Source organism: Rhizobium sp. SU303, assembly GCF_021052345.1.
In the GTDB taxonomy this organism is placed as follows: Bacteria; Pseudomonadota; Alphaproteobacteria; order Rhizobiales; family Rhizobiaceae; genus Rhizobium; species Rhizobium laguerreae.
Map to the genome: position 1 here is coordinate 1,967,157 of NZ_CP088095.1, position 13,753 is coordinate 1,980,909.

The following is a 13,753-nucleotide window of genomic DNA, read 5'->3' on the forward strand; positions in this document are numbered from 1 at the left end:
TAAAGCGATCAGCGCTTCGAAACCGGGATGTAATCGCGCTTCGGTTCGCCGACATAGAGTTGGCGCGGACGGCCGATGCGCTGTTCCGGATCCTCGATCATCTCGTTCCACTGCGCGATCCAGCCGACGGTGCGGGCAAGCGCGAAGAGCACGGTGAACATGGTCGTGGGGAAGCCCAGCGCCTTCAGCGTGATGCCGGAATAGAAGTCGATGTTCGGATACAGCTTCTTCTCGATGAAATATTCGTCGGTAAGCGCGATGCGCTCCAGCTCCATCGCCACTTCGAGCAACGGATCGTCCTTGATGCCGAGTTCGCCGAGCACTTCATGCGTCGTCTTCTGCATGATCTTGGCGCGCGGATCGTAGTTCTTGTAGACGCGGTGACCGAAGCCCATCAGGCGGAACGGATCGTTCTTGTCCTTGGCGCGGGCGACATATTCCGGAATGCGGTCGACCGTGCCGATTTCGTTCAGCATGTTGAGCGCTGCTTCGTTGGCGCCGCCGTGAGCGGGGCCCCAGAGGCAGGCAATGCCGGCGGCGATGCAGGCGAACGGGTTGGCGCCCGACGAACCGGCGAGACGGACGGTCGAGGTCGAGGCATTCTGCTCATGATCGGCATGCAGGATGAAGATGCGGTCCATGGCGCGGGCAAGCACCGGATTGACCACATATTCCTCGCAAGGCACGGCAAAGCACATGCGCAGGAAGTTCGAGGCATAGTCGAGGTCGTTCTTCGGATAAACGAAGGGCTGGCCGATATGGTATTTGTAGGCCATGGCGGCAAGCGTCGGCATCTTGGCGATCATGCGCAGGCTGGCGACCATGCGCTGGTGCGGATCGGTGATGTCGGTGGAGTCGTGATAGAAGGCCGACAGCGCGCCGACGCAGCCGCACATGACGGCCATCGGATGCGCATCGCGGCGGAAGCCGGTGAAGAAGCGGCTCATCTGCTCGTGCACCATGGTGTGGTGCGTCACGCGGTAATCGAAATCCTTCTTCTGCACGGTGGTCGGCAGTTCGCCGTAAAGCAGGAGGTAGCAGACTTCGAGGAAGTCGCCGTGCTCGGCGAGCTGCTCGATCGGATAGCCGCGATGCAGCAGGACGCCTTCGTCGCCGTCGATGTAGGTGATTTTCGATTCACAGGATGCGGTCGAGGTAAAACCCGGATCGTAGGTGAAGGAAGCGGTGTTCTTGTAGAGGGCACCGATATCGATGACGCTCGGGCCGATCGTGCCGCTTTTGACAGCAAGGTCGACAGACTTGTCACCGATTTTTATTGTAGCGCTTTGATCCGTCATGCTGATCCTCCGAAATGGCGGTGGCGCCATAAAAGCGCCATAGGGGTTAAGCGTCCTCACCGATAGCTATATGATCGCGAGGCTAATGCCAAGTTACCGTGACGGCATTTTGTGCATTGCGGTATCATCTTTTAGGCACTGCAGCGATGAGCCGCACGCATATCGGAAGCCGATGATTCGACTGGTCTTTTGGCGCTCGCGATTTTCCCTCGTATTTCAATCGATTATTCTTGCCGGATTTGATTGGAGGTTGCATTCTGGCCGCCTTCGCAGCCGGGCTTGGGCGGTTCATGCAGGAGTTGACGACAGTCGAATTGCGGCCGGAAGCAGGCGAAGGCGCTGCTAACACTTCCAATTTTTCACCACCTGTCGCGGTAACGCGACCGACACGGACGCAGTCGGCGACACCATTGCGCCACCGGCTGCCGGCCGCAGCTTCGCAATTGCTACGGGCCGGCATGCGCATGCTGGGCGAGGAGGCGGACCACGGCCGCCTGCTGCTGTTCTCGCCGGTCTTCCTCGGCGCCGGGTCAGCCGTCTGGTTTCTCGCGGCATCGGATTTTCCTCTCGTTGCATCGCTGCTCTGCCTGTTGGCGCCGACCGTGGCAGTTTTCATCGCCAGCCGCAGCCGGGCGGCGGTGCGGGCAACGCTGCTGGCGCTTGCGCTCGTGGCCTGCGGCATGGTCTCTGCGCAGCTCGAGAGCTGGCGGATTTCCACTATGATCCTCGATTCCGCCGTGACGACGACGGTGACCGGCCGTGTCGAGCGGCGTGAAGGCGACGGTCGCGGGCGGTGGCGCTACATTCTTGCCGTCACCGGCACTGAGGCGCCACAGGTGAAGCGGCCGCCCGAACGCATAACCGTGATCGCCCGCGGCGCCGACGCGGCCTTCGAGATCGGCGATATCATCAGTGGCAGGGCGCGGCTGACGCCGCCGGCAGGCCCAGCGCTTCCCGAGCTCAACGACTTCTCCTTCAGTGCCTATTTCGACGGCATCGGCGCGAATGGCTTCTTCTACGGCGCACCGACGAAGGCCGATCTGCAGGCAGGTCCCCAGGCTGCGAGATCGACGCCGGAAGCTTTGCTCGAAGGACTGTACCGGCTGCGCAGCGGCATCGGCGATCGCATACGGTCGATCCTGCCCGGCGACACCGGTGCTTTTGCCGCCGCTCTCGTGACGGACGAGCGGCGGGCCATCTCGGATGCGACGACGGAGGCGCTGCGCCAGTCCGGCCTGGCTCATATCATCGCCATCTCCGGTCTCAACATGGCGCTGTCGGCCGGCATCTTCTTCGTCGGTTTCCGGATGCTGCTCAGCCTTTTTCCCGGCGTCGCCGAGGCCTATCCGACAAAGAAGATCGCTGCCGCCGGCGCGCTCATCGCCGTCACCGCCTATTTCCTGATCTCCGGCTTTGCGGTCTCTGCAGAACGCGCCTTCATCATGATGGCCATCATGTTGATTGCGGTCTTCTTCGACCGGCCGTCGATCAGCTTGCGCAATGTCGCTCTCTCCGCTCTCGTCATCATCGCCATTTCGCCGTCCGAGGTCTTGGGACCGAGCTTCCAAATGTCCTTTGCCGCGACATTGGCGCTGGTCTCGGGCTATCAGCTGTGGAAGGACCGGCGCGTCCGCGAAAACGCCTTTCTGAAGCTGCCGATCATCCGGCCGTTCGTTACGGTTGCCGGTTTCTTCGGCGGCGTCTTCCTGACCTCGCTGATCGGCGGTTTTTCAACCGCGCTGTTTTCGATCGAGCATTTTCATCGCCTGACCGCCTACGGCCTGCCGGCAAACCTCGCGACGATGCCGATCATCTCCTTCATCATCATGCCGGCAGGCCTGCTGGCGATGCTGCTCATGCCTTTCGGTCTGGATGTTTGGGCTTGGAAGATCGTCGGATTTGGCCTCGATTTGGTGATCGCGGTCGCAAAGACGGTGTCCGGCTGGGGTGGCAATATCGACGTCGGCCGCTTGCCCGCCTGGTATTTCGCCGTCGCCGTGGCAGGCTTTCTGCTGCTGACGCTGCTCCGCACCCGGTTGCGCCATGTCGGCACATCGATCATCGCGGTCGCAACACTCATCCTGCTGCTTCTGCCGGTTCCCCGGCCGCCGGATCTGGTGATTTCGGAGGATGGCAGTCTCGTCGCGGTCGTCGAGGCGGCGGCAATGGCTTCCAACCGTGAAAGACCGCCGGACTTCATCTTCGACCAGTGGCAGAGAGCGCTGGTCCTGCCGAGGCATGATCCGCCGAAGATGCTGGATGGTCCTGCTATCCCGCCTGAGGGAGAAGACCGCCGCGTCAGGCTTTCCCGCGATCAGCAGAACGAAGCAAGGACCGCGATGCGGACGGCCGCAGCGGGCGGTGACGCAAACCGCTTTTCCTGCGTCAAGAAGGCCTGGTGCATATCAAGGCTTGGCAATGGTCGGGTGGTAACCGTCATCGACAACGCCGCCTATCTCGGCCCGGCGTGCGACGCGGCCGATATCGTCGTGACGTCGGTCCGCCTTCGCTTCAACAATTGCCGTTCAGGTGCGACGCTCTTCACCGGTGAGACGTTGCGCAGGACCGGTTCCATCGAGTTGCGCTTCACGGACACCGGCCTGGAGGTCGCAACCGCATTCGATGTATTGTCGCGGCCATGGATGCGCCATCGTGCCTATGACTGGCGCAGCAACAGTTTTACCGAATCCGGCCTGGCCAATGTCAGTGATATCGGCGAATGAGACCGACGAGTTTACCCTGAACCTTGACACGGTCCGGCCCGAAAATCCGGGTCTCGTAAGCTGGGTTGGCCGCTTCCAGCGCGATCGAGGCGCCCTTGCGGCGGAAGCGCTTGAGTGTCGCTTCTTCGTCGTCGACGAGAGCAACGACGATGTCGCCAGGACTTGCGGTGCTGCCGTTGCGGATGATCACGGTGTCGCCGTCGAAGATGCCGGCGTCGATCATCGAATCGCCCTTGACCTCGAGCGCATAATGTTCACCGGAGCCGAGCATGTCGGCCGGAACGACGATGTCGTGGGTATTGTTCTGGATCGCCGAGATCGGCACACCGGCAGCGATTCGGCCCATGACCGGCACGGAGACCGAGTTGGCGTTGTCGGCGACGGGTTTTGCGGGAGCAGGAGTAGCAACCGGCTGCGGCTTGCCGAGGCTGCCCTCGATGACGCTCGGCGAAAAGCCGCGCCGGGGCTGAATGCTGGGGCTGTAGGCCTCCGGAAGCTTGATGACCTCGATCGCGCGGGCGCGATTCGGTAGGCGGCGAATGAAGCCTCGCTCCTCAAGCGCTGTAATCAAGCGATGAATCCCGGACTTGGAGGCGAGGTCCAGGGCATCCTTCATTTCGTCGAAAGATGGCGGAACGCCGGATTCCTTCATGCGCTCATGAATGAAAAGGAGAAGCTCCTGTTGTTTGCGCGTGAGCATCGACGTTGTGACCTCGTGATTGAAACAAATCCAGAACAGACACTATATGTTCCATATGTGTTCCGCAAGTAGCTAAATTTCCGTAAAACTTGGCGCCAACTCGTTGAGATTTTTATTTTCATTCGCCGGATTGGGACACATCTCTTGCGTTGAGGGGCGCGCCGTCGCAAATCTCTTGCCGTTTCCAGGAGGGACATCATGAACGAGCATTCCGCCAAACCGCACCCGCTGGATCATGTCGTGCTGCCGGTCGTCAACATCGATCTGGCGCGCGAGAGGCTCGGCAAGCTCGGCTTCACCGTTGCCGCCGATGCGCGCCATCCCTTCGGAACGGAGAATGCCTGCGTCTTTTTTGCCGACAAGACCTATCTGGAGCCGCTCGGGATTGCGAGCGTCGAGGAGAGCGAGGCATCGGCGCGGCAAGGCAATGTCTTCACTGCCCGCAACCAGGCCTTCCGTTTCCGCTGTTGCGAGGAGGGGCTTTCGGGGATGGCTTTCGGCAGCAAGGATGCCGGCATCGATCATCAGAATTTCGTCGGCAACGGATCGAGCGCCGGCGAGATGCTGCAGTTCACCCGGCCGATGACGATGCCGGACGGTTCCGAGACGATTGCCGGCTTCAAGCTGGCTTTCGCCGGCGACCTGCGCGCGCCCGATCTCCTGCTTTTCACCGTCGAGCGCGTCAATCCGCTGCCGGCCGACCGCGCCGCGCTGGAGACGCATGCCAATGGCGTCACCGGCATAGTCGAGATCGCGCTTTGCACGCCGGAGCCGGCCGCCTTCGCTGCCTTCGTCAGCCTTGCCGTGGCGCAATCGGCAGTCGAGAAAACCGGTTTCGGCGTCGATATTGCGGCATCGAATGCGAAAATCAGCCTGATGACGCCGGAAGGGCTGGAGGCCTATTTCGACATCGCCGTCTCATCCGCAGATCGCGGCCTGCGCGGCCGGGCAATCCTCTTTGCTGTCGCCGATCTTGCCGTGACAGAAGCGCATTTGGCTGCTAACGGGGTGACATACACGCGCAAGAACAATCGCATTCTGGTGAAGCCCGCGCCCGGGCAGGGTACGCTCTTCGCCTTCGAGGAAACACGATGAGCACTGATACGAATTCCGAAGTCAAGATCGGCGAAGGCCAAGGCCAGGTCATCTTTTCCAATACCGGCCGCCTGTCGCTGATTGCCGGTCCCTGCCAGATGGAGAGCCGCGACCACGCCTTCATGGTTGCCGGCACGCTGAAGGAGCTTTGCGGAAAGCTCGGCATTGGCCTCGTCTACAAGAGCTCCTTCGACAAGGCGAACCGCACCTCGCTCTCGGCTGAACGCGGTATCGGAATCGAAAAGGGCATGGAGGTCTTTGCCGACCTCAAGAAGGAATTCGGTTTTCCCGTCCTGACCGACGTTCATACCGCCGAGCAATGCGGGGAGGTGGCAAGGGTCGTCGATGTCCTGCAGATTCCGGCCTTTCTTTGCCGCCAGACCGACCTTCTCATCGCCGCCGCCAAGACCGGCCGTGTCGTCAATGTCAAGAAGGGCCAGTTCCTCGCTCCCTGGGATATGAGGAACGTCCTGAAGAAGCTCAATGCCAGCGGCAATCCGAACGTGCTGCTGTGCGAGCGCGGCGCCTCTTTTGGCTACAATACGCTGGTTTCCGACATGCGTTCGCTGCCGATCATGGCGGCGATGGGCGCGCCCGTTATCTTTGACGCGACCCATTCCGTGGCGCAGCCGGGCGGGCAGGGCGAATCCTCCGGCGGTCAGCGGGAATTCGTGGAAACGCTGGCGCGCGCAGCGGTGGCTACCGGTATCGCCGGCGTCTTTGTCGAAACCCACCAGGACCCTGACAACGCCCCTTCCGACGGCCCCAACATGGTCTATCTCAAGGACATGCCGCGGCTGCTTGAAAAGCTGCTTGCCTTCGATACGGTCGCCAAGGCTTGACGTTCAACAGTCTGACATGATCGTGCTATAGGCCACATCGGAAGGCTGGTTCGAAGGCTGGAAATTGCAGCATTGTAATTTGCACGCCTTCGACTAAGACAGGTTTCGAACCGACTTATCACCCACCGAGCAGGAAGAACCCATGACTGCAATCACCGATATCATCGCCCGCGAGATTCTCGATAGCCGTGGCAACCCCACCGTCGAAGTCGATGTCTATCTCGAAGATGGCAGCATGGGCCGCGCGGCCGTTCCCTCGGGCGCCTCGACGGGCGCGCATGAGGCGGTCGAACTGCGTGACGGCGGCAAGCGCTACCTCGGCAAGGGCGTCGAAAAGGCGGTCGAAGCCGCCAACACCGAGATCTTCGACGCGATCGGCGGCATCGACGCTGAAAATCAGATCCAGATCGACAACATCATGATCGAGCTGGACGGCACGCCGAACAAGTCGCGCCTCGGCGCCAATGCCATCCTCGGCGTGTCGCTCGCCGTCGCCAAGGCTGCTGCCCAGGCGTCCGGCCTGCCGCTCTATCGTTATGTCGGCGGCGCTTCCGCCTGCCTGCTGCCGGTGCCGATGATGAACATCATCAATGGTGGCGCCCATGCCGACAACCCGATCGATTTCCAGGAATTCATGATCCTGCCGGTCGGCGCCGATTCGATCGCCGAAGCCGTGCGCATGGGTTCGGAAGTCTTCCATACGCTGCGCAAGGAACTTGCGAGCCAGGGCCACAACACCAATGTCGGCGATGAAGGCGGTTTCGCCCCGGGACTGAAGAGCGCGCCGGAAGCTCTCGACTTCATCATGAAGTCGATCGAGAAAGCCGGCTACAAGCCGGGCGACGACATGTGCCTCGGCCTCGATTGTGCCTCGACCGAATTCTTCAAGGACGGCAAATACGTTCTCGAAGGTGAAGGCCGCACGCTGGAATCGGGCGCCATGGCCGAATATCTGGCCGAGCTCGCCGCCAACTATCCGATCATCTCGATCGAGGACGGCATGGCAGAGGACGACTGGGATGGCTGGAAGACGCTGACCGACCTGGCCGGCAAAAAGACCCAGCTCGTCGGCGACGATCTCTTCGTCACCAACTCCGCCCGTCTTCGCGACGGTATCCGCATGGGCGTCGCCAACTCGATCCTCGTCAAGGTCAACCAGATCGGCTCGCTGACGGAAACGCTCGATGCCGTCAACACGGCGCACAAGGCGGCTTACACCGCCGTCATGTCCCACCGCTCCGGCGAGACCGAAGATTCGACCATCGCCGATCTCGCGGTCGCCACCAACTGCGGCCAGATCAAGACGGGTTCGCTGTCGCGTTCCGATCGTCTTGCCAAGTACAACCAGTTGATCCGCATCGAAGAAGGCCTCGGCCCGCAGGCCCAGTATGCCGGCCGCTCGATCATTCGCGGTTGATCGGATCTGATCTTCAACGCTTGACCCGCGCCTTCCCGGCGCGGGTTTTTTATTGCCCGTTTTTTAGAGTCAACGAACGGTTAATCTCTGCGCGCTAGATTGAACGAATTGGTAATGCGTTCAAGAGCATGCGTGTATGTGGACAAAGCATCATAAGAAGAGAAGAATCGGTCGCTTCGTCATTCCGGCCATGACGGTCGCCTTCCTTTCCTACTTCGGTTATCATTGCATTCATGGCGATTACGGCCTGCGCGCGACGGAGACGTTCGAGCGTCAGCGTGTCGCGCGTGAAAAAGAGCTTGCCGTCCTGAAGGCAAAGCGCGAACATCTGGAAAATCAGGTCGCGCTCTTGAGTGATGGCTCGCTCGACAAGGATATGCTGGACGAAAAAGCGCGCTATCAGCTCAATATGTCGCGCGCCGACGAGATCGTCGTATTCAACCACTATTCCAATTAACCGGAAACAGGTTAATTGGAATTTTCATAGTTTTTCCAATAATTTAGCACCGAATACGAGCCATGCAATTATGGCATTGCTGTGGTCATATTTCTTCCCTATGGTACGCGCCACCAAGAAACGACAAACCCATAGGGAGGGTTGAATGGCGCCGCGAAAGACCGCGACCGTTTCCAGCCGCAAAACTGCAGCAAAACCGGCAGCCAAAGCATCGAATGGAGGCCCGGTAGCCGACTTCGATCGCGATGAAGAGCTGAAGGCTTATCGCGAGATGCTGTTGATCCGCCGCTTCGAGGAGAAGGCCGGCCAGCTTTACGGCATGGGCTTCATCGGCGGCTTTTGTCACCTCTACATCGGTCAGGAAGCTGTCGTCGTCGGCATGCAGATGGCGCAGAAGGAAGGCGACCAGGTCATCACCGCCTATCGCGACCACGGCCACATGCTGGCAACCGGCATGGAAGCCCGCGGCGTCATGGCGGAACTGACCGGGCGTCGCAGCGGCTATTCCCACGGCAAGGGCGGCTCGATGCACATGTTCTCGAAAGAGAAGCATTTCTACGGCGGTCACGGCATCGTCGGTGCCCAGGTCTCGCTCGGAACGGGTCTTGCCTTTGCCAACCGCTACCGCGGCAATGACAATGTCTCCATCGCCTATTTCGGCGACGGCGCTGCCAACCAGGGCCAGGTCTACGAGAGCTTCAACATGGCTGCTCTCTGGAAGCTGCCGATCGTCTATATCGTCGAGAACAACCGTTACGCCATGGGCACCTCGACCGCCCGCGCCACCGCGCAGTCGAACTACTCGCTTCGCGGATCCGGCTTCGGCATCCCCGGCATTCAGGTCGATGGCATGGACGTCCGCGCCGTCAAGGCGGCGGCCGACGAGGCGCTCGAACATTGCCGTTCCGGCAAGGGCCCGATCATTCTCGAAATGCTGACCTATCGTTATCGCGGTCACTCGATGTCCGACCCGGCGAAGTATCGCTCCAAGGACGAAGTGCAGAAGATGCGCTCCGATCACGACCCGATCGAACAGGTGAAGGCGCGCCTCGTCGAAAAGGGCTGGGCTTCCGAAGACGATCTGAAGGCGATCGACAAGGATGTCCGCGACATCGTCGCCGACAGCGCCGATTTCGCCCAGGCCGATCCGGAGCCGGATGCATCCGAGCTCTATACCGACATTCTGCTCTAATCGGGGAGGGAACCCATGCCTATCGATATCCTCATGCCCGCCCTCTCTCCGACCATGGAAGAAGGCACACTGTCCAAATGGCTGAAGCAGGAAGGTGACAAGGTCACCTCCGGCGACGTGATTGCCGAAATCGAAACCGACAAGGCGACGATGGAAGTCGAAGCCGTCGATGAAGGGATCATCGGCAAGCTGCTCGTCGATGCCGGCACGGAAGGTGTCAAGGTCAACACCAAGATCGCCGTGCTGCTGCAGGACGGCGAATCGGCCGCGGATCTTTCCGCCGCCAAGCCGGCCGCCGCACCAGCTCCGGAAGTTGCCCAGGAAGAGAAGCCGACCAACACCGGTTCTGCCTCCGCACCGCTTCCGGCGGAGCCGAAGGCCGTCGTTCCGAACGACCCCGAAATCCCGGCCGGCACCGAAATGGTGTCAACGACCGTGCGCGAAGCGCTTCGCGACGCCATGGCCGAGGAAATGCGCGCCAATGAAGACGTCTTCGTCATGGGCGAGGAAGTCGCCGAATATCAGGGCGCCTACAAGGTCACGCAGGGGCTGCTGCAGGAGTTCGGCCCCCGCCGCGTCGTCGATACGCCGATCACCGAGCATGGCTTTGCCGGCGTCGGCGTCGGTGCCGCCATGGCCGGCCTTCGCCCGATCGTCGAATTCATGACCTTCAACTTCGCCATGCAGGCGATCGACCAGATCATCAATTCTGCCGCCAAGACGCTTTACATGTCCGGCGGCCAGATGGGCGCTCCGATCGTCTTCCGCGGCCCGAATGGTGCTGCGGCTCGCGTCGGCGCCCAGCACAGCCAGGATTATGCAGCCTGGTATAGCGCCATCCCCGGTCTGAAGGTCGTCATGCCCTACACGGCATCCGATGCCAAGGGCCTGCTGAAGGCTGCGATCCGCGATCCGAACCCGGTCATCTTCCTCGAAAACGAAATTCTCTACGGCCAGCACTTCGATGTGCCTAAGCTCGACAATTTCGTCCTGCCGATCGGCAAGGCGCGCATCCATCGTCCGGGCAAGGACGTCACGGTCGTCTCCTTCGGCATCGGCATGAGCTATGCTACCAAGGCTGTCGCCGAACTCGAGAAGCTCGGCATCGACGTCGAACTGATCGACCTTCGCACCATCCGCCCGATGGACCTGCCGACCGTGATCGAATCGGTGAAGAAGACCGGCCGTCTGGTCACCGTCGAGGAAGGTTATCCGCAGTCCTCCGTCGGCACCGAAATCGCCACCCGCGTCATGCAGCAGGCCTTCGACTATCTCGATGCGCCGATCCTGACGATCGCAGGCAAGGACGTTCCGATGCCTTACGCCGCCAATCTCGAAAAGCTCGCTCTTCCGAACGTCGGCGAAGTGGTCGATGCGGTGAAGGCTGTTTGCTACAAATAAGGGGAGGGTGTTTCGATGCCGATCAATATCACGATGCCCGCCCTCTCTCCGACCATGGAGGAAGGCAACCTTTCGAAATGGCTGGTCAAGGAAGGCGACAAGGTCAAGTCCGGCGATGTGATCGCCGAGATCGAGACCGACAAGGCGACAATGGAAGTCGAAGCCGTCGATGAAGGCACGGTTGCCAAGCTCGTCGTTGCGGCCGGCACCGAAGGCGTCAAGGTCAATGCGCTGATCGCGGTTCTCGCCGCCGATGGCGAGGATGTCTCCGCTGCCGCAAGTGGTGCGGGTTCCGCCGCCCCAGCGCCGAAGGCAGACGGTGCGGCCGCGCCGAAGGCCGAGGCTGCCCCGGCTCCGGCCCAGTCCGCTCCGGCTGCAGCACCCGCACCCGCCGCTATACCCGCATCGGTTTCGGCTGATGGCAACCGCACCTTCTCTTCGCCGCTTGCCCGCCGTCTGGCCAAGGAAGCCGGTATCGACCTTTCGGCTGTCGCAGGCTCCGGCCCGCACGGTCGCGTCGTCAAGAGCGACATCGAGGCGGCCGTTGCCGGCGGTGGCGCCAAGGCTGCCGCTGCGCCTGCACCCGCTGCCACCCCGCAGGCTGCCGCGCCGGCGTCGGCCGCTGCTGCACCGAAGGGCGCTTCCGAGGAGGCCGTGCTCAAGCTCTTCGAACCGGGCTCCTACGAGCTCGTGCCGCATGACGGCATGCGCAAGACGATTGCCAAGCGTCTGGTCGAATCCAAGCAGACGATCCCGCATTTCTACGTCAGCGTCGATTGCGAGCTCGATGCGCTGCTGGCGCTGCGCGCCCAGCTCAACGATGCGGCCCCGCGCAAGGATGGCGGCGCTCCGGCCTACAAGCTCTCGGTCAACGACATGGTCATCAAGGCCATGGCGCTGTCGCTGCGCGACGTTCCGGATGCCAACGTCTCCTGGACCGACAACAACATGGTCAAGCACAAGCATGCCGATGTCGGCGTCGCGGTCTCGATCCCCGGCGGCCTGATCACGCCGATCATCCGCAAGGCCGAGCAAAAGACGCTGTCGGTGATCTCCAACGAGATGCGCGATCTCGGCAAGCGCGCCAAGGACCGCAAGCTGAAGCCCGAGGAGTATCAGGGCGGCACCAGTTCCGTCTCGAACATGGGCATGATGGGCGTCAAGGTGTTTTCAGCCGTCATCAACCCGCCGCATGCGACGATCCTCGCGGTCGGCGCCGGCGAACAGCGGGTCGTCGTCAAGAAGGGTGAAATGGCGATTGCCACCGTGATGTCGGTCACGCTCTCGACCGACCATCGCTGCGTCGATGGCGCGCTCGGCGCCGAACTGCTCCAGGCCTTCAAGGGCTACATCGAGAACCCGATGGGCATGCTGGTCTGATAGCGGCACGAGGCGGAAATGACCAAGACCGTTCTTTGCTATGGTGACTCGCTGACCTGGGGTTATGACGCCGAGACGATCGGCCGTCATGATTACAAGAATCGCTGGCCGAGCATGCTTCAGGCAGCGCTCGGCGGTGACGCGCGTATCATCGCCGAAGGCTTGAACGGGCGCACCACCGCTTTCGACGACCATCTCGCCGATTGCGACCGCAACGGTGCGCGCATCCTGCCGACGATTTTGCAGACACATGCACCGCTCGACCTCGTCATCCTTCTGCTCGGCACCAATGACATGAAGCCGGTCGTGGCAGGCTCGGCTTTTGCCGCATGCCAGGGCATCAGCCGGCTCGTGCGGCTGATCCGCAATCATGCCTGGCCCTTCGAATTCGATGGGCCGGAGATTCTGATCGTGGCGCCGCCGGCGATCCGCGCGACGGGCAATGTGCCCTTCGCCGCATCGTTTCCCGGCGGCATCGAGGAATCGGCAAAACTTGCAACGCTTTATCGTGATCTTGCCGACGAACTCGGTTGTGGCTTCTTCGACGGCAATTCCGTCGCCAAGACCACACCGATCGACGGCATTCACCTCGATGCGGAGAATACGCGTGCGCTTGGGCGCGGGCTGGAATCGATCGTGCGGATGATGCTGGGGATCTGAGCATGACCTCCTTCATCGCCCTCCGGCAGGCCTCACGGCGGGATGCTTCGGAGTTGGCGATTCTGGCGGATATCGCATCGCGCGGTTTTGCCTCCTGGCTCTGGTTTGCCGGTGTGAAAAACGGCGTGAGTGACACGCCGCTGGAGCTGGGCCGGCTGAAGATGGGCGAGGAGGAGGCTGTCGGCGGCTGGCGGGATGCCGTCATTGCCGAGGCCTATGGCGAGGTCGCGGGTGTGGCGATCGGCCATGCGCTGGGTGAGGGGATAGGCGATATCGAGGCGACGGTTCCGGCGACCGCACCGATGCTTGCCTTGCAGAAGGCGGTGGTCGGAAGCTGGTTCATCGGCAGTCTCGGCGTCTATCGCCATCTGCGCGGCATCGGCATCGGACAGAGGCTGCTCGACGATCAGATCGACAGGGCGGATCGGCGGCCCGTCAGCCTGATCACCGCCAGCGACAACGAAGCGGCTTTGTCGCTTTATGGAAGAAACGGATTCCTGGAGGCTGCGCGCGCCGATGCCGTGCCGCTCTTCGAAAACAGCAAGAGACATGCGTGGGTGCTCATGACCCGCAGCGCAGCGTAACAAA

At 61.5% G+C, this 13,753-nt stretch carries 12 protein-coding genes; 10 read left to right on the forward strand and 2 right to left on the reverse strand.

What is annotated here, in order from left to right; genetic code table 11:
* Positions 1 to 8: 8 nt before the first annotated feature.
* Complete coding sequence (gltA, locus tag RlegSU303_RS09900) at positions 9 to 1,298, reverse strand: citrate synthase (RefSeq protein WP_003539304.1); 1,290 nt, start codon at positions 1,296 to 1,298, stop codon at positions 9 to 11.
* 290 nt (positions 1,299 to 1,588) lie between these two features.
* On the opposite strand from gltA, the gene RlegSU303_RS09905 reads away from it, so the two are divergent.
* Complete coding sequence (locus tag RlegSU303_RS09905) at positions 1,589 to 4,021, forward strand: ComEC/Rec2 family competence protein (RefSeq protein ID WP_168279541.1); 2,433 nt, start codon at positions 1,589 to 1,591, stop codon at positions 4,019 to 4,021.
* On the opposite strand, the gene lexA is transcribed toward RlegSU303_RS09905, so the two are convergent.
* Entirely contained in the window at positions 4,002 to 4,721 is a 720-nt protein-coding gene (gene lexA, locus RlegSU303_RS09910; protein WP_131629405.1) for a transcriptional repressor LexA, read from the reverse strand. The genes RlegSU303_RS09905 and lexA overlap by 20 nt on opposite strands.
* A 198-nt stretch (positions 4,722 to 4,919) precedes the next feature.
* On the opposite strand from lexA, the gene RlegSU303_RS09915 reads away from it, so the two are divergent.
* The 9 genes from RlegSU303_RS09915 (at position 4,920) to RlegSU303_RS09955 (ending at position 13,749) form a co-directional block, all read left to right on the forward strand.
* Positions 4,920 to 5,816: a VOC family protein gene (locus tag RlegSU303_RS09915; protein WP_131629404.1), complete on the forward strand. Its 897-nt coding sequence runs from the start codon at positions 4,920 to 4,922 to the stop codon at positions 5,814 to 5,816.
* Positions 5,813 to 6,658, forward strand: a complete 846-nt coding sequence (gene kdsA / locus RlegSU303_RS09920; RefSeq protein WP_094086053.1) for a 3-deoxy-8-phosphooctulonate synthase — start codon at positions 5,813 to 5,815, stop codon at positions 6,656 to 6,658. Before RlegSU303_RS09915 ends, kdsA begins: the two co-directional genes overlap by 4 nt.
* A gap of 142 nt (positions 6,659 to 6,800) precedes the next feature.
* Entirely contained in the window at positions 6,801 to 8,075 is a 1,275-nt protein-coding gene (eno, locus tag RlegSU303_RS09925; protein ID WP_017960292.1) for a phosphopyruvate hydratase, read from the forward strand.
* Positions 8,076 to 8,211: 136 nt separating this feature from the next.
* Complete coding sequence (locus tag RlegSU303_RS09930) at positions 8,212 to 8,532, forward strand: FtsB family cell division protein (RefSeq protein WP_017960293.1); 321 nt, start codon at positions 8,212 to 8,214, stop codon at positions 8,530 to 8,532.
* Positions 8,533 to 8,677: 145 nt separating this feature from the next.
* Positions 8,678 to 9,724: a pyruvate dehydrogenase (acetyl-transferring) E1 component subunit alpha gene (gene pdhA, locus RlegSU303_RS09935; RefSeq protein ID WP_017960294.1), complete on the forward strand. Its 1,047-nt coding sequence runs from the start codon at positions 8,678 to 8,680 to the stop codon at positions 9,722 to 9,724.
* Positions 9,725 to 9,739: 15 nt separating this feature from the next.
* On the forward strand, positions 9,740 to 11,125 hold the full coding sequence (locus RlegSU303_RS09940; protein WP_168279543.1) for a pyruvate dehydrogenase complex E1 component subunit beta: 1,386 nt from the start codon (positions 9,740 to 9,742) through the stop codon (positions 11,123 to 11,125).
* Between the two features lie 15 nt (positions 11,126 to 11,140).
* Positions 11,141 to 12,505, forward strand: a complete 1,365-nt coding sequence (locus tag RlegSU303_RS09945; protein WP_151517948.1) for a pyruvate dehydrogenase complex dihydrolipoamide acetyltransferase — start codon at positions 11,141 to 11,143, stop codon at positions 12,503 to 12,505.
* Positions 12,506 to 12,523: 18 nt separating this feature from the next.
* Positions 12,524 to 13,165, forward strand: coding sequence for an SGNH/GDSL hydrolase family protein (locus RlegSU303_RS09950; RefSeq protein ID WP_017960297.1), 642 nt, complete (start codon positions 12,524 to 12,526; stop codon positions 13,163 to 13,165).
* 2 nt (positions 13,166 to 13,167) lie between these two features.
* Positions 13,168 to 13,749: a GNAT family N-acetyltransferase gene (locus RlegSU303_RS09955; RefSeq protein WP_017960298.1), complete on the forward strand. Its 582-nt coding sequence runs from the start codon at positions 13,168 to 13,170 to the stop codon at positions 13,747 to 13,749.
* The last annotated feature ends 4 nt before the right edge of the window (positions 13,750 to 13,753 follow it).